We start from the raw sequence: 16,109 nt of genomic DNA on the forward strand, positions 1-16,109 counted from the left end.
ATCTCGTGGACGGGGCGCATATTAGGGGCGGGCTCACACAGTGTCAACGATATTTTTATCTGTTCGGCCTAGAAATTCGGCATGAGAACAAACACTTACCACCGACGAGTGGCGCGAAGGGCTTCACCCTGCTTGCCCTGATGACAAAGGCGAAGTCGATACGCGGCAAGGGCCGAACTTGTTCGGCCCTTGCCGCTGCAGCCGAATAAATTCAGCCTTACCGGTCACTACTAGCTGTGAGACTCAGCCTATCGCTGCCAGCAGCTTCTCCCACTCCTTCACTTCCTTCTTCGACGCGCCACCCAGCAACTCCAGCGCATTGCGCAGACGGAAGCGGGTCAGGTCCGGGCCGAGGATTTCCATGGCATCAAGCACCGACACCGAGCTGGCCTGCCCGGTGATCGAAGCAAACATCAGCGGCATCACGTCGCGCAACTTGAGCCCCAGATGCTCACCCACCTGGGTGATGCAGCCGGTAATGCACTCCTTGTCCCACTGGCGCAGCGCTTCGAGCTTCCAGAGCGTCAGTTGCAGCACCTGACGCACCTGGGTTTCGTCCAGCTTCTTGTGGGCGAATAGCGATGGATCGAGACTCAGAGCACCGGAGAAGAAGAAACCGGCCAGTGGCGCGATCTGGCTGAAGGTCTCCACCCTGCCCTGCACATGGGGTGCGATCTTCATCAGATAATCGGGGTTCAGCGCCCACTCCTGCACCTGGCTGGCGAAGGCTTCGACGCTCAGCTCGCGAATCCACTGACCGTTGAGCCAGGACAGCTTCTCGACATCGAAAATCGGCCCACCCAACGAAACGCGATTGATATCGAAGTGATCGATCATCTCGGCCAAGGTAAATTTCTCGCGTTCGTCGGGCATCGACCAGCCCATACGACCCAGGTAGTTGAGCATCGCCTCGGGCATGAAACCCATACGCTCGTAAAAGGTCACCGAGGTCGGGTTCTTGCGCTTGGACAGCTTGCTCTTGTCCGGATTGCGCAGCAGCGGCATGTAGCACAGCTGCGGCTGCTCCCAGCCGAAGTATTCGTAGAGCTTGATCAGCTTGGGTGCCGACGGCAGCCATTCCTCGCCGCGCAGCACATGGGTGATGCCCATCAGGTGGTCATCGACCACGTTGGCGAGAAAATAGGTCGGCAAGCCATCGGCCTTCATCAGCACTTGCATGTCCATGCGGTCCCAGCCGATCTCGACGGTGCCGCGCAGCATGTCCTGCACCTGGCAGACGCCTTCGGTCGGCACTTTCATGCGGATGACATGGGACTCGCCATTGGCAATACGCTGCTGCGCCTCTGCCGGAGCGATGTGCATGCAGTGACCGTCGTAGCGCGGGGTTTCCTTGTTGGCCATCTGTTCAGCACGCACTTGATCCAGGCGTTCAGCGCTACAGAAACAGGGGAAGGCATGGCCCTTGCCGACCAGTTCGTCCGAGTACTTTTTATAGATCTCGCCACGCTCGCTCTGCCGGTACGGCCCATGTGGCCCACCGACGTCGGGGCCTTCGTCCCATTCGATGCCCAACCAGCGCAATGCGTCATAGATCTGCTGCTCGGATTCACGGGTCGAGCGTAACTGGTCGGTGTCCTCAATACGCAGGATGAACTGACCACCGTGCTGGCGGGCGAAGCACAGGTTGAACAGCGCGATATAGGCAGTGCCGACGTGCGGGTCGCCGGTGGGCGACGGCGCGATACGGGTACGAACGGTGGTCATGGCAGCTCTCGAAAGCGGAGGAACGGACGGAGAAATCAAAGGCGCGATGTTAACAGGCGCAATGCCACCCGCTCCAGCCGAAGGCGGCCACGCTACGCATGGCAAGCCCACCAGGGTCGGCTTTCACGAAGAAGACGCCTCTATATCGCTGGAGCACAAACCCGGTCGCTCCGACAAAACATTCTAAACAAACCCCTGGGTCAACCGATAACCCGGAATCGGCAACCGCCAACAGAAGCGTCAAGAGAAACTCGACATGCAACTGATCGACAACAAAGCTCTGATCGATGAAGCCCTCAGTCAGTCCGCCACGCTCACGGGCGACCGCTTCGATCATGGTTACTGGCTGAGCAAGGTCAGCGATGTAAAGCTTGTGATCATTTCCAAACCTGAAGTGCTTTTCGATCTTTCAATCAAGGTTTTCATCCCCCTCGCGCCGGGCCAGACGGCGTCCGCGAGCTACGACGACGGCTGGTTCAACTGGCATTTTCTCGGCAGCAAAAGCGCGATGGTGACCATCGCCAGGGAAATCCTTGGCAGCGCCATGCGCAACCAGAAAAGCCATTCACCTGTGTTGCAGGCATGGCTGACGGCGCTGGTCTCTTTCAGACGCAGCGACCAGACCATCGCCGTACTGGAGCCGGAATCACAGCGGAATCTGACCGGTCACTGAGCCCTTTCCGTCGCTACGCACTATCAGCCGTGCAGGAACGACAGCCGGCGTCCTTCTCACGCTTGTCATGCCAATGATGTATCCACGCCCCGCCAGTCCAGAAAACTGGACTTACTTTCCAGCTTTATGGACATTGGTAAAAAAAGCGCTGCCTGGAATGTCTGTCGAGTTGGACTGGACGTCATCTAGCCATTGAGCAAGCTGCTCTAAACCGGCGCTTACAGACGAACTTAAAAGTCAGGCACAGAACCTGCTAAGTAACTGAGGCTAGACGCCGGAGCGCTTGAAGGAGCGAGGCAGGCGCGCAGGGATTTTGACTGCGCTTGGTAGTATGCCGCTGCCTTGGTCCGCAATTTTTTCCGGCTACCAGAACAAAAACAAATAAAGGAATTCGCAATGTCGATAACAAAAAAGCTGTCCCGCCTCGCCTGCGCTATCAGCGCGACCACGGTTCTGAGTGCCTGCCTGATCAGTACTAACGCCGCCGCTGCTGAAAAGATTCGCTGGCAGGTGCCGCTTGCCTTTCCTTCTCACCTGATCGGCCTGACCACGCCGGTCAAACATCTGTCCGAGTCGCTCAAGGCGATTTCCGGTGGTGATATCCAGCTGCGCTACTACGAGCCCGGCGAACTGGTACCACCATTCGAAATCATGGATGCAGTCAGCAATGGAAAATACCCGGCTGGCTACACTTGGATCGGCTACGACCAGGGCACCATACCCGCACTGCCGTTGTATTCCGGCGCTCCGTTCAACCTGGAGCCGCCGGCCTATCTGGCCTGGTATTACGAAGGTGACGGTAAAAAGCTGCTCGAAGAGATTTACGCCCAGCGCAACATCCATCCGATGCTGTGCAGCATCATCGGCCCGGAAGGCGCTGGCTGGTTCGCCAAGCCCATCGAGAAGCTGGAAGACTTCGACGGACTGCGCATCCGCTTCGCCGGCATTGGCGGCAGGGTGCTGGAGAAACTCGGTGCCTCGGTGACCATGGTGCCAGGCGGCGAGATCTACCAGGCGCTGGAGCGCAAGACCATCGACGCCACCGAATTCTCGCAGCCGGCAGTCGACAAGATGCTGGGCCTGGATCAGATCATCAAGAACTACATCATGCCGGGCTGGCACCAGACGCTGACCACCTCGCACCTGCTGGTGAACAAGGACGTCTGGACCAAGCTGCAGCCGCAAAGCCGCGCACTGATCGAGATGGGCTGCGAATCCGCCACGCTCAAGGGCTTTGCCGAAAGCGAGTGGGCTCAGCCGACCGCCCTGCGTGACTACGAGAAGCAAGGCGTGAAGGCTCAGGTACTGCCCGAAGAAGTGCTGCGCGAGCTTGAGCGCGTAACCAACGAAGTACTCGACGAGATGGCTGCCAAAGACGAGATGTTCAAACGCGTCCTGACCAGCCAACGCGAGTTCATGGAGCACCACTCCATCTGGCACGGCAAGGGCTATCTACCGCGCGACTACTACAAGTACGAGTAACCGCACGAGCCAAGGGGCGCAGCGCTGCTGTGTCCCTTATTTCAAACGGGCCGTTACCGTACCTGCGTGGCTCTTTAGCTATGTAGCTGCGACGCGTGCCCGCGCTTGGATTTGCCGAGGTCGTCATGTCCGTTCATCCCGTTCCCCCCAACGACGCTACGCCGGCCCCCAAGGCTGCGCTGCCACATAACCGACTGTCCTACTGGCTGGACAAGGTCCTGGTCGCAATAGGCGAACTCAGTGCCTGGCTCTGGGTGCTGTGCCTGCTGGTGGTACTGACGAATGTGTTCAGCCGTTTCGTGCTGGCACGTGGCTCGATTGCACTGGAAGAGTTGTCCTGGCATCTGTTTGGCGCTGCCGTGCTGCTTTCCCTGGCCTACGCCGTGGTACGCGACGACCACGTTCGAGTCGATGTACTGAGTGAAAAATTCACCCTGCGCAGCCGGACCATCATCGAGTTGCTGGGGATTGTCTTCCTGGCCTTGCCCATCGTCGTGCTAATGGTCGATGCCCTGATTCCCTTTGCTTATCAAGCGTTCATCTACAACGAGCGTTCGCAAGCGCCAAGCGGCCTGCCGCACCGGTTCATTTTCAAGAGCGTATTGCCGCTGGGTTTGACGCTGCTAGCCCTGGCGCTGTTCTCCAAGGCCACCCGCTGCAGCACGCTGCTGTTCAATTTCCCACGGGCTTTCATGGCCCCTTCGAATGGCCGTGATCACGGCCATTCGCAGCCCTGATGGAGTAGCAGTAATCATGGGTCTGGAACAAATTCTCGTCATCGGCATGTTCGCCAGTTTCATGGTGTTCCTGCTGCTTGGTTTCCCCGTGGCCTGGTCACTGGCCGGCATCGGATTGGTGTTCGCCATCCTCGGCTATGTTCTGGTCGAACACTTCGATGCCGATCTCTGGTTCACCTGGGAAGGCACCATCGGCGTACTGGACGCGCGCATCTACGGCATTGTCGCCAATGAACTGATGGTCGCCCTGCCGCTGTTCATCTTCATGGGCATCATGCTCGATCGCTCCGGCATCGCCGAACGGCTGATGCACAGCCTGGTGCGGGTGCTCGGTCCCTTGCGTGGCGGTTATGCGATTACCGTGGTGCTGGTAGGCATCCTGCTGGCCGCCTCCACCGGTATCGTTGGCGCCTCGGTGGCCTTGCTCGGCATGCTCTCGATCGGCCCGATGCTGCAGGCGAACTACAACAAGAGCCTGGCCGTGGGCACCGCCTGCTCCGTCGGCACGCTGGGCATCATCATTCCGCCGAGCATCATGCTGGTGCTGATGGCCGATCGCCTTGGCACGCCCGAGGCTTCGGTAGGCAAGCTGTTCATGGGGGCGCTGATCCCCGGGCTGATGCTGGCGCTGATGTACATCCTTTACATCGTCATCATCTCCTGGATAAAGAAGGACTTCGCACCCGCGCCGACCAACCGGCAAAAACTCGATGCCCGCGCGCTGCTCGATGTGTTCTGGGCCGTAGTGCCGCCGTTCGCGTTGATCCTTGCAGTACTCGGATCGATCTTCTTCGGCATCGCCACCACCACCGAAGCATCCGCCGTTGGTGCGTTCGGGGCCATACTGATGGCTGCCTGCAGTCGCAGGCTAAACCTGAGCGTTTTCAAGGATGCGCTCTACCAGACCAGCCGTACTTCGGCCTTCATCTTCGGCATTTTCATCGGTGCCACGGTGTTCGCCGCCGTACTGCGCGGCCTGGGCGGCGACGACGTGATCCGCGATGCGCTCACCGGATTACCGTTCGGCCAGACCGGCGTGTTGCTCACGGTGCTGTTCATCACCTTCCTGCTGGGATTCTTCCTGGATTGGGTGGAGATCACCTTGATCGTTCTGCCGTTGGTGGCACCTGTACTGTTCTCCATAGGTATCGATCCGCTGTGGTTCGCGATTCTCTTCGCAATGTGCCTGCAGACTTCGTTTCTGACACCTCCGGTAGGCTTCTCGCTGTTCTACATCAAGGGCGTCTGCCCACCCGGCGTGACTACCGCTGACATCTATCTTGGCGTGATGCCGTACATCCTGATACAGCTAAGCGCCCTGGCTCTGGTGTTCTTCTTCGCCCCCCTGGCGACCTGGTTGCCCAATGAGGTGTACGCACGCTAGCCCCCCGCGCCGGCTGCCTTGCCCGAGGCAGCCGGCGCCTTCCATAATCGGTCGGCCCCCAAACGGACATCTCTGCCCATGGCGATAGCGCGCAACGACCTCGACCAGAACGGCTTGACCATCGGCGTATCCCCCGAGCGCTTCCGCGCCGTGGCGATGCCGTTGCTGTTCGACCATCTCAACGCCCAATGCGAAGGCACCATCGCGGTCAATCGCCAGGCACGCATCGTCTGGATCAATGACAAGTACGCCGCGAAGATCGGCATCAGCGATCCGCGTGGCGTGCTCGGCAAGGAAGTCGAGGAAGTGCTGCCAGCCAGCCGCCTACGCGAGGTAATGGAAAGCGGCCAGCCGAGCATGCTCGACCTGATGGCGTTCGGCGATGAACACTTCGTCGTCACGCGCATCCCGCTTCGCGATGAAGACGGCACGCTGGTCGGCGCGCTGGGCTTCGTTCTATTCGATCGGGCGCGGCACCTCAAGCCACTGATGGCCAAGTTCAGCCACTTGCAGAACCAGCTGGTCGCCACCCAGAACGAACTGGCAAAAGCCCGTCGCGCGCGTTACACCATCGCCGGCTTCATCGGCACCAGCGCGGTCGCCAGCGAAGTGAAACGCCAGGCCCGCCGCGCCGCACAGCTCGACGCGACAGTGCTGATCCGGGGGGAAACAGGCACCGGCAAGGAGCTGCTTGCCCAAGGCATCCACAACCTCTCGCCTCGGGCCAACGGCCCCTTCGTTGCGGTGAACGTCGCAGCCATCCCCGAAACCCTGGTGGAAGCCGAACTCTTCGGCACCGCCCCAGGCGCCTTCACCGGCGCGGACCGCAAGGCGCGTATCGGCAAGTTCGAAGTAGCCAATGGCGGCACCCTGTTTCTCGATGAAATCGGTGATCTTCCGCTGGCATTGCAAGCCAAGATGCTGCGCGTACTGCAGGAACAGGAAGTCGAGCCGCTGGGCTCCAACCAGGTCAAATCACTCAATGTGCGGGTCATCGCGGCCACCCATATCGACCTGGAAGCCAAGGTCGCTGCCGGGCAGTTTCGCGACGACCTTTACTATCGTCTCAACGTGCTGGCGCTACGCGTGCCACCGTTACGCGAGCGGGCCAGCGACATTCCCGAACTGGTCGAGCACCTACTCGACGATATCGCCAACCGCTCGGGCCAGCCGCCGATGGAGCTCACGCCGGACGCCGTGGCGCTACTGTGCAGCCAACCCTGGCGTGGCAACGTGCGCGAGCTGAGCAACCTGCTCGAACGCGTGCAACTGAATACGGATGGCTTGCAGCTCGAAGCCAAACACTTCCTGCCGCTGCTTGGCGAGCAGGACGCCAACACGCCCTATCCCGTGCAAGCGCTGATTGCTACCCCTCTCGCCGAACCGCCAGTGATCGAAGATGCTCCGCTGCAGCGCCTTGCAGAAAGCATCGCCCAGGCCGAGCGCCGGGCATTGCAGCATGCCCTGCACGTATGCAAAGGCAACCGCCGCCGCGCCGCGATAGAGCTGGGCATTTCCCGGGCGAGTCTTTATTCGAAACTGCAGCTGCATGGGCTGAGCGAGCGCTAACCAGGCTCTGTCGGGCCGAACTTGTTCGGCCTTTGTAGTGGCCGAATAAATGCGACCCTGCAGGTTTCGAAGCATGATCGATCAGGCGTTCAACCGTTCGATCTGCCCACCCAGCTCCTGTGCCAGCAGCCGCAGTTCGCTACTGGCGGCGCGGGTTCGGCTGACGGTCTGTCCAGCGGAGCTGGCGGTGTCTCGGATACTGCTAACGCTGCGATTGATGTCCTCAGCCGTAGCGCTTTGCTCTTCCGCAGCGGTCGCGATCTGCAGGTTCATGTCGTTGATGGTCGAGACCGCAGCGGTAATGGCATTGAGCGACTCACCCGCCTGTGCGGCCTGCTCCATCGTTGATTGCGCTTTTTCCGCATTGCACGCCATACGCTCGACGGCTGTGGCAGCACCGGACTGGAGCCGTTCGATGATGTCGTGGATCTCCTGAGTCGAGCGCTGGGTGCGCTGCGCCAGCGAGCGCACCTCATCGGCCACCACCGCAAAACCGCGGCCATGATCGCCCGCGCGGGCGGCCTCGATCGCGGCATTGAGCGCGAGCAGATTGGTCTGTCCCGCCACGCCATTGATCACGTCCAGTACGCTGCCGATATCTTGGGAATCCTTCGCCAATCGCTCCACCACCGAGCGCGATTCCGATAGATCATCAGTCAGCTCCGCAATCTGTTGCATGGTCTGCTCGACCATTCGCCGGCCTTCAGCGGCTTCTGTTTCGGTCTGCCGGGTCGACTCAGCAGCAAGACTGGCGCTTCGTGCCACTTCCTGCACCGTGGCCAGCATTTCATTCATTGCGGCAGCCAGACTGATGGTTTCGCCTTCCTGTCGCTCGGCATCCTGCTGGGCGCCTGAAGTGATCTGGGATAGATCCTCGCTGGCCGCCGTCAGCTTCAGGTTGGCCTGACTCACCTGCCCCACCACGCTGCTGGCAGCTTCCATGAGCGTATTGAAGCTGTGCGCCATCTGCACCAGCTCGTCGCGGCCCTGCATGGGCAGGCGCACAGTAAGGTCAGTGCGACCCTCGACTGCCTTTTCCAGCGTGGCGACCGTTTCTCGCAGAGGCCCGGTGATGCTGCGGATCAGCAGCATGCTGAATCCAGCCAATGCCGCGAGGATAAGCGCGCCGACCAACAACGTGGTTCGTACCTCACGGTTGACCGCCGCATCGATATCCGCAGGATGGATACCGCTGGAAACCATCCAGGCCCATGGTTTGAATCCGCGTGCTTCGGTCAACTTGAGCTCGGCCTCAGTCGCACCCGGACGCGGCCAGAGGTATTCCAGACGCATGGAGCCATTACCGCGCACACCCTCCACCAGCAGCTGCACAAAGGGCTTGCCGGCCTTGTCCTTGAGGTCACGCAGATCACGCCCGACCAGTTGCGGGCTGACCGGGTGCATCAGCCAGACATAATCCATGTTGTTGATCCACAGGTAGTGGTCGCCCAGATAACGAATGGTGCCGATCACGTCCATGGCCCCGGTTTGTGCCTCGACCTGCGTGAGTTCACCGGCGCGCTCTTTGCCTTCGTAGTGTTCCATCACCCGAACAGCTGTGGTCAATGCGGCATCCACGGCGGCCATTTTCTCTTCGGTCAGGCTGCGTTGCAGGCTTGCCACCATCCACCAAGTGAACAGCACAACAACCACTCCGAAACCCAGGGTAAGCACCCAGATCCGCTGGCCGATACGAAACTGACAAAAGAAGCTGTTAATGGACATTTATCCTTATGGGGAAGGGGCGCGACATTTATTGGCTAACCGCTACTGGCTCAGTAGCGCGTCACCAAGGCGCCGGTTCCTGTGTGCCGTTATGTAGATGGCTCCTACGCAAGGGGAACGATCAGCTCAGGGGCTTCACTGCGCCAGCCAGCCGCCATCCATGTTCCAGGCGACGCCACGCACCTGCCTGGCCGCATCGCTACAGAGAAAGAGCGCCAGCTCGCCCAAGTCCTCGGGGGTGACGAAGTCCAGCGACGGCTGCTTTTCCATCAGCAGCTCTCGCGTCGCTCGCTCGGTATCGCCGTGGGCCTGGTTCCTGCGGTCGATCTGCTGCTGCACCAGGGGTGTCAGAACCCAGCCGGGACAAAGCGCATTGCAGGTAATGCCGGTGGTCGCGGTTTCCAGCGCGACGGTCTTGGTCAAACCGATCACGCCATGCTTGGCCGCGACATAAGCTGACTTCTGCACCGAGGCCACCAGGCCGTGAACGGATGACACATTGATGATCCGCCCCCAGTTGCGCTGGCGCATTCCCGGCAACGCCAGGCGCGTGGTGTGGAAGACTGATGAGAGGTTGATGGCGATGATCGCGTCCCAGCGCTCGGCGGGAAACTGCTCAAGGGCCGCCACGTGCTGGATGCCTGCGTTATTAACCAGCACATCCAGCGCGCCCAACTCGCGCTCGGCCTGGCTGACCATGTCGGCGATCTGCTCGGGATCGGATACATCAGCCGGGTGGTGCAGTACGCGCCCGCCATAGGCCGCCACCCTGGTCAACGCCGCCTCGGCATCACCGAAACCGTTGAGCATGACATCCGCACCAGCCGCCGCCAGCTTGCAGGCGATGCCCAGGCCGATACCACTGGTGGAGCCGGTGATCAGTGCCACTTTACCTTTAAGCATCATGCCTGCCTCCGTTGTTGGACAGCGTGGCCACTGAGCTATCGATGCCTGCGCAGCGGCTGTAGTCGACACGACTGCCGAAGCAGGGAATGTGGGGAATGGCGGCCACTGAGCGGGCCGGCGAATGACCTGGAGCTGGCGCCCCGGTTTGTTCGAAAAGGGAATTCATCTGCGCGGATCCATTATTGTTCTGGGTCGCCCTATCCGGCCAAGCGGTTAGCCACTTGCCGAATCAGGGAGCGCAGCAAACAGAGCGAAAGCCATGCCAGTCTGTACAGGAACCGACACAAAACCCTGACGCCAGGAACGGCGCGGAGTTGCGGGAAGTTTCCCAGCCACGGGTACACGAGCGGATCGCCCGGAACATGTCTGAAAAACTGGACATGCACGCCGCGTGATACATATTTCCGTCTCGATGTCCCCGGATCTGGACTGCAGGCAAGGCCGCCTGCTCAATCCACCCACTGTCCAGCAAGCCGGACAGATCGTTGCAAAAAGCCACCTCATCGCCTGACATGTCCATCCCTTCGGACATCCTCTGCAGGCACTCTGACTTGCCCTCCAGCCTCCTCGAACAGCTCTGGCGCGGCCATTAGCGCGCACTTCATATTTCCTGGCACGCCTTTCGCTCTGACTATCGCCGTCGCCGCGCCGTCCGCGCTGCCGCACCATAAAAACAAGAGGAAGCCCCATGCGACACAACCGCAAAACCATACGCAACCTACTCTGCACAGGCGCGGCCTTGAGCATCGCCGGCCCGGCGAGCGCCGCCTTTATCGACGACAGCAAGGCCAGCATCGAACTGCGCAACTTCTATATGAACCGCGATTTCCGCAATCATGACGCGACTCAAGCCAAAGCCGAGGAATGGGCTCAGGGCTTTCTGCTCAAGATCGAGTCGGGCTACACCGAGGGGCCGATCGGATTCGGCGTGGATGCTCTGGGCCTGCTCGGCGTCAAGCTCGATTCCAGCCCGGATCGCTCAGGTACCGGGATCCTGCAGAGGGATTCGTCCGGCATTCCCCAGGACGATTACGCAACGGCGGGCCTGACCGCCAAGGCGAAGATGTCCAGCACCACGCTCCACGTCGGCACCCTGCAGCCGCTCATCCCGGTACTGTTGCGCAACGACAGCCGCCTGCTGCCCAACATCTACCGTGGCGCCTGGTTGCAGAGCAAGGAAGTCGAAGGCCTCACCCTCGACCTGGGAATGCTCGACCGCGCCAGTCTGCGCGACTCTTCCGATTATGAAGAGATGGCCGTATTCAACGGCGGCGCGCGGAACATCCAGCTGGGCAACACGGCCACCAGCGATGAATTCATGTTCGCCGGTGGGCGCTATCAATTCATGCCTGAACTGAGCGGCGGCTATTACTACGGCGGGCTGGACGGCATCTACAAGCAACACAACTTCAACTTGGTGCACGTACTGCCAATCGGTGACAACCAGAGCTTCAAGACCGATCTGCGTTATGTGCGCTCCACCGACGACGGTGGCAGCAACGTCGACAACAACGCCTTCGGCGCGCTGTTCACTTACCGAATCGGTGGCCATGGCTTTACCGGCGGCTATCAGAAAATGAGCGGCGACACCGGTTTCGCCTATATCTCGGGCGCCGACAATTCACTGATCAATCTTTTGCAAATCAACGATTTCGGCAATCAGGACGAGAAGTCATGGCAGGTTCGCTACGACTACGACTTCGCCGCCATGGGCATTCCCGGTCTGAGCCTGATGACCCGCTACGTGACCGGCGACAACGTCGAGCGCGGGGCTGGTCTGAGCGAAGGCAAGGAATGGGAACGCAACACCGATATCGGTTATGTCGTCCAGAGCGGGCCGCTGAAAAACCTCGGGCTGAAAGTGCGCAACGCCACGGTGCGCAGCAACTTCGGCAGCGATATGGATGAAACGCGGGTGATCCTCAGCTACACGCTGGCGCTGTGGTGACAGCCCACGTCTGATTCACAAATCTCCTCGTTGGAACTTTACCGGGCCGTATGGCCCGGTTTTTTCGTTCCGATCAATCGCGCGCTATCAGCCGCACAAGAATCCCAGCACGCGCCGGGTGAAGGCCTCGCCCGCTTCGACATTGGACAAATGCGCCACCTCGAACTCGACCAGCTCGGCACCAGCGATGCGCTCCTGCATGAAACGACCGTGCTCGGGCGTGGTAACCGGGTCCTTGCTGCCGCAGACGATCAGCGTCGGCACCTTGATCGCGCCCAGCTGCTCACGGTAGTCGCCATCGCGCACTGCGGCGCAGTTGGCGGCGTAGCCTTCGGGCGAGGTGCTGGCGATCATCTGGGTGATGCGCTGGGTCTGTGCGGGCTGCTGTTCGGCGAACGCCGGCGTAAACCAGCGTGAAATGGAGGCATCGCGCATATCACGCATGGTCTGCTCGCCGCCTTTGAGAACGCTGTCGATACGTTCGTTCCAGCCTTCTTCGTTACCGATCTTCGCTGCTGTGTTGCAGATCACCAGCCGCGTCAGGCGCTCGCCGGCATTGATCCCCAGCCACTGACCGATCAGCCCGCCCATGGAGAGGCCGCAGAAGGCGAAACGGTCGATGCCCAGCGCATCCACCAGGCCCAGCACATCACGCCCCAGCTGCTCGATGCTGTAGGGGCCCGGCGTGACCGACGAGCCGCCATGGCCCCGCGTGTCGTAGCGCAGCACGCGGAAATGCTCGCTGAAGGCCAGTGCCTGGGCATCCCACATGTGCAGATCGGTACCCAACGAGTTGGAGAGCACCAGCACCGGTGCATCGACCGGGCCTTCAAGACGGACATTCAGTTCGCAATCGTCAAGTTTTACGGTAGTCATGGAAACTCCATCGAGAAGCTGGAAAATAAAAAGATGGACTGCGCCCAGCGACGACACGAGGAGTCGATCGCGCAGAACACAGCCCATCGCAAACGGTCACACCCGTTCGACCGCCAGTGCCAGACCCTGTCCCACGCCCACGCACATGGTCGCCAGGCCCAGCTTGCCGCCGGTTTTCTCCAGCTGGTGAATCGCTGTCAGCACCAACCGTGCACCGCTCATACCCAGCGGATGGCCGAGGGCGATGGCGCCGCCGTTGGGGTTCACCTTGTCGCTGTCGTCGGCCAGGCCCAGGTCGCGAGTGACGGCCAGCCCCTGGGCGGCGAAGGCTTCGTTGAGTTCGATCACATCGAAATCATTCACGGCGATGTTCAGCCGCTCGCACAGTTTGCGCACCGCCGGCACCGGCCCATAGCCCATGATGCGCGGCGCGACGCCGGCGCTGGCCATGCCGAGCACCTTGGCACGCGGCTTGAGGCCGTATTTCTGCACCGCTTCGGCACTGGCGAGGATCATCGCCGCCGCGCCATCGTTGACGCCCGAGGCGTTGCCAGCGGTGACGGTCTTGTCCACGCCGTTGATAGGCCGGAGTTTGGCCAGCACTTCGGCGGTGGTGTCCGCACGGGGGTGCTCATCGGCCTCGACGACGGTATCGCCTTTGCGGCCCTTGATCACCACCGGCACGATTTCTTCGGCGAAGAAGCCGGCAGCCTGGGCGGCGGCAGTGCGCTGCTGGCTGCGCAGGGCGAAGGCGTCCTGGTCCTCGCGGCTGACCTTGTATTCCTCGGCCACGTTATCGGCGGTCTGCGGCATCGCATCGACGCCATACAGTTCCTTCATCTTCGGGTTGATGAAGCGCCAGCCGATGGTGGTGTCCTCGATCTTTTGCGTGCGACCGAACGCTGTGTCAGCCTTGCCCATCACATAGGGCGCGCGGGACATGGATTCCACGCCACCGGCGATGGCCAGTTCGATCTCACCGCAGGCGATGGCGCGAAAGGCGCTGCCCACCGCATCCATGCCAGAAGCACAGAGGCGGTTGAGGGTCACGCCCGGCACGGTTTCGGGGATACCGGCCAGCAGCGCGGCCATGCGTGCCACGTTGCGGTTGTCTTCGCCCGCCTGGTTGGCGCTGCCGAGGAAAACCTCGTCGATGGCTGCCGGATCAAGCTGCGGATTGCGCTCCAGCAACGCCCGCAGTGGAATGGCCGCCAGATCGTCAGCGCGCACCGTCGCCAACCCGCCACCGAAGCGGCCGATGGGCGTGCGGATGGCATCGCAGATAAAGACTTCGCGTGTCACTCGTCACCTCCAGACTGCCCGTGGGCTGCAGCAGTGCGCGCTTCCAGAGCGCGCAGCGCTTCCAGTTCCTCGGCACGCGGCGCCTCGGTGGTCAGTACATCGTCGGCAAAACGAATCTGCCAGCCGGTGTTCTCGATCACCTGTTCGCGGGTCACGCCCGGATGCAGGGAGGTCACCACGAATTCATGGGTGCCGGCTTCCGGCTCCATGATGCACAGGTCGGTGATGATGCCCACCGGGCCATTGCCGTGCAGCCCGAGCTGCTTGCGATGCTCACCGCCTTCACCGAAGCCCACCGAGGTAATGAACGCCAGCTTGTCGACGAAGGTACGGTGCGATTGCTTGAGGATGATCAGCACCTGCTTGGCCGAACCGGCAATTTCCGGCGCTCCGCCCGCTCCAGGCAAACGAACCTTCGGCTGGTGATAGTCGCCGATGACGGTGGTGTTGATATTGCCGAACTTGTCCACCTGCGCCGCGCCGAGGAAGCCGACATCGATGCGCCCACCCTGCAGCCAGTAGCGGAAAATCTCGCCGGTCGGCACCACGGTGTCGGCGGTCTCGGCCAGCTCGCCATCGCCGATGGACAGCGGCAGCACCGACGGTTTGGCGCCAATAGGGCCGGACTCGTAGATCAGTACCACTTCCGGCGCATGGGTCAGGCGCGCCAGGTTGGCGGCCTTGGACGGCAGGCCGATGCCGACAAAGCAGACGCTGCCATTGCCCAGGCGACGCGAGGCAGCGACGGTCATCATTTCATTGGTCGTGTAGGTCATCACTTGGCCTCCTGCTGCGCGGCCAGCTTGGCCTGGAACGCACTGAAATCGGCGGTGCCACGGATGAATTCATCGATCCAGGCGGTGAAGGTTTCACGGCTGCGGGCAATCGGGTCCCACGCCTGATAGAAGCGGTTGTCGCGCTCGTAGTAGCCATGAGCGTAGGACGGATGCGCGCCACCCGGCACCAGGCAGACGGCGGTCAACGCCCAGCTCGGCAGTACGCAGGCGTTCATCGGCGCGTTCAGGTCGTCGACGATTTCCTCGACGGTGACGATGCAACGCTTGGCCGCCAGCGCCGCTTCCTTCTGTACGCCGAGGATGCCGGCAATCAGCACGTTGCCCTTGCGGTCGGCCTTCTGCGCGTGGATCACGGTCACGTCCGGGCGCACGCTGGGCACGGCAGCCAGTGTCTCGCCGGTGAAGGGGCAATCGATGAACTTGATCATCGGGTTGACCTTCGGCAGGTCGGAACCCAGATAGGCACGCAGCACTGCGAACGGCAGGCCCGAGGCACCGGCAACATAGGCGTTGGCCAGGTCGGCGTGGCTGTGTTCTTCGATTTCCAGCGGCTGCGGCCACTGCTTTTCCACCGCATCACGCAGGCGATGCAGCGAGCCGACACCAGGGTTTCCGCCCCAGGAAAAGATCAGTTTCTTCGCACAGCCGGCACCGATCAGCAGGTCGTAGACCAGATCGGGCGTCATGCGCACCAGCGTCAGGTCCTGCTTGTCCTGGCGGATGATCTCGTGGGCGGCAGCGGTGGGAATCAGGTGGGTGAAGCCTTCAAGGGCGACGGTATCGCCATTCTCGACGAAGCGATCGATTGCTTCGGCAAGGGAAAGGATCTCGGCCATGGGGGGTCATGTCTCGTGTAATGGGCTGAATGCACCAACGAATCGGCACTTGCGCCCCACACTAACCATCACCTCGCACCCAAACAATCCGATAATCGATTAACTGTTCGGTAATCGAACAGATTGATGGGACTGAATCATGCCTGCGC

Annotated in this window: 14 protein-coding genes; 7 read left to right on the forward strand and 7 right to left on the reverse strand. The window is 61.1% G+C overall.

Annotated features, from left to right (window positions below; genetic code table 11):
* Positions 1–209 (forward strand): hypothetical protein (locus tag NAV32_RS16955; protein ID WP_256053958.1); only part of this gene is annotated, 209 nt, incomplete at its 5' end.
* A 34-nt stretch (positions 210–243) separates the two neighbouring features.
* Here NAV32_RS16955 and gltX read toward each other — a convergent pair.
* Entirely contained in the window at positions 244–1,725 is a 1,482-nt protein-coding gene (gene gltX / locus NAV32_RS16960; protein ID WP_256053959.1) for a glutamate--tRNA ligase, read from the reverse strand.
* Between the two features lie 256 nt (positions 1,726–1,981).
* Here gltX and NAV32_RS16965 point away from each other — a divergent pair, with 256 nt between their 5' ends.
* From NAV32_RS16965 to NAV32_RS16985, 5 genes are all read left to right on the forward strand, one after another.
* Positions 1,982–2,398 carry a hypothetical protein gene (locus NAV32_RS16965; RefSeq protein WP_256053960.1) on the forward strand — a complete coding sequence of 139 codons (417 nt, stop codon included), beginning with the start codon at positions 1,982–1,984 and terminating at the stop codon, positions 2,396–2,398.
* Between the two features lie 396 nt (positions 2,399–2,794).
* Positions 2,795–3,880, forward strand: a complete 1,086-nt coding sequence (locus tag NAV32_RS16970; RefSeq protein WP_256053961.1) for a TRAP transporter substrate-binding protein — start codon at positions 2,795–2,797, stop codon at positions 3,878–3,880.
* A gap of 125 nt (positions 3,881–4,005) precedes the next feature.
* Complete coding sequence (locus NAV32_RS16975) at positions 4,006–4,617, forward strand: TRAP transporter small permease subunit (protein WP_256053962.1); 612 nt, start codon at positions 4,006–4,008, stop codon at positions 4,615–4,617.
* Positions 4,618–4,633: 16 nt separating this feature from the next.
* The gene (locus NAV32_RS16980; RefSeq protein WP_256053963.1) at positions 4,634–6,001 is read left to right on the forward strand and encodes a TRAP transporter large permease; all 1,368 of its coding nucleotides are present in this window, start codon (positions 4,634–4,636) and stop codon (positions 5,999–6,001) included.
* Positions 6,002–6,079: 78 nt separating this feature from the next.
* Positions 6,080–7,570 (forward strand): sigma-54 interaction domain-containing protein, encoded by a 1,491-nt coding sequence (locus NAV32_RS16985; protein ID WP_256053964.1) that lies wholly within the window; start codon positions 6,080–6,082, stop codon positions 7,568–7,570.
* 81 nt (positions 7,571–7,651) lie between these two features.
* On the opposite strand, the gene NAV32_RS16990 is transcribed toward NAV32_RS16985, so the two are convergent.
* Positions 7,652–9,295, reverse strand: coding sequence for a methyl-accepting chemotaxis protein (locus tag NAV32_RS16990; protein ID WP_256053965.1), 1,644 nt, complete (start codon positions 9,293–9,295; stop codon positions 7,652–7,654).
* Between the two features lie 135 nt (positions 9,296–9,430).
* Positions 9,431–10,201: a 3-hydroxybutyrate dehydrogenase gene (locus tag NAV32_RS16995; protein WP_256053966.1), complete on the reverse strand. Its 771-nt coding sequence runs from the start codon at positions 10,199–10,201 to the stop codon at positions 9,431–9,433.
* Positions 10,202–10,889: 688 nt separating this feature from the next.
* Here NAV32_RS16995 and NAV32_RS17000 point away from each other — a divergent pair.
* Positions 10,890–12,149 (forward strand): OprD family porin, encoded by a 1,260-nt coding sequence (locus tag NAV32_RS17000; RefSeq protein ID WP_256053967.1) that lies wholly within the window; start codon positions 10,890–10,892, stop codon positions 12,147–12,149.
* A gap of 87 nt (positions 12,150–12,236) precedes the next feature.
* Here the strand turns inward: NAV32_RS17000 and pcaD are convergent, their stop codons facing one another.
* From pcaD to NAV32_RS17020, 4 genes are all read right to left on the reverse strand, one after another.
* Positions 12,237–13,025, reverse strand: coding sequence for a 3-oxoadipate enol-lactonase (pcaD, locus tag NAV32_RS17005; protein WP_256053968.1), 789 nt, complete (start codon positions 13,023–13,025; stop codon positions 12,237–12,239).
* A 96-nt stretch (positions 13,026–13,121) separates the two neighbouring features.
* Complete coding sequence (pcaF, locus tag NAV32_RS17010) at positions 13,122–14,327, reverse strand: 3-oxoadipyl-CoA thiolase (RefSeq protein WP_256053969.1); 1,206 nt, start codon at positions 14,325–14,327, stop codon at positions 13,122–13,124.
* Positions 14,324–15,106: a CoA-transferase subunit beta gene (locus NAV32_RS17015; RefSeq protein WP_256053970.1), complete on the reverse strand. Its 783-nt coding sequence runs from the start codon at positions 15,104–15,106 to the stop codon at positions 14,324–14,326. The genes pcaF and NAV32_RS17015 overlap by 4 nt, the downstream gene beginning before the upstream one ends.
* A complete protein-coding gene (locus NAV32_RS17020; protein WP_256053971.1) occupies positions 15,103–15,960 on the reverse strand; it encodes a CoA transferase subunit A in 858 nt (285 codons plus the stop codon). The genes NAV32_RS17015 and NAV32_RS17020 overlap by 4 nt, the downstream gene beginning before the upstream one ends.
* Positions 15,961–16,109: the final 149 nt, after the last annotated feature.

The sequence above is a fragment of the Stutzerimonas stutzeri genome (genome assembly GCF_024448695.1).
In the GTDB taxonomy this organism is placed as follows: Bacteria; Pseudomonadota; Gammaproteobacteria; order Pseudomonadales; family Pseudomonadaceae; genus Stutzerimonas; species Stutzerimonas stutzeri_T.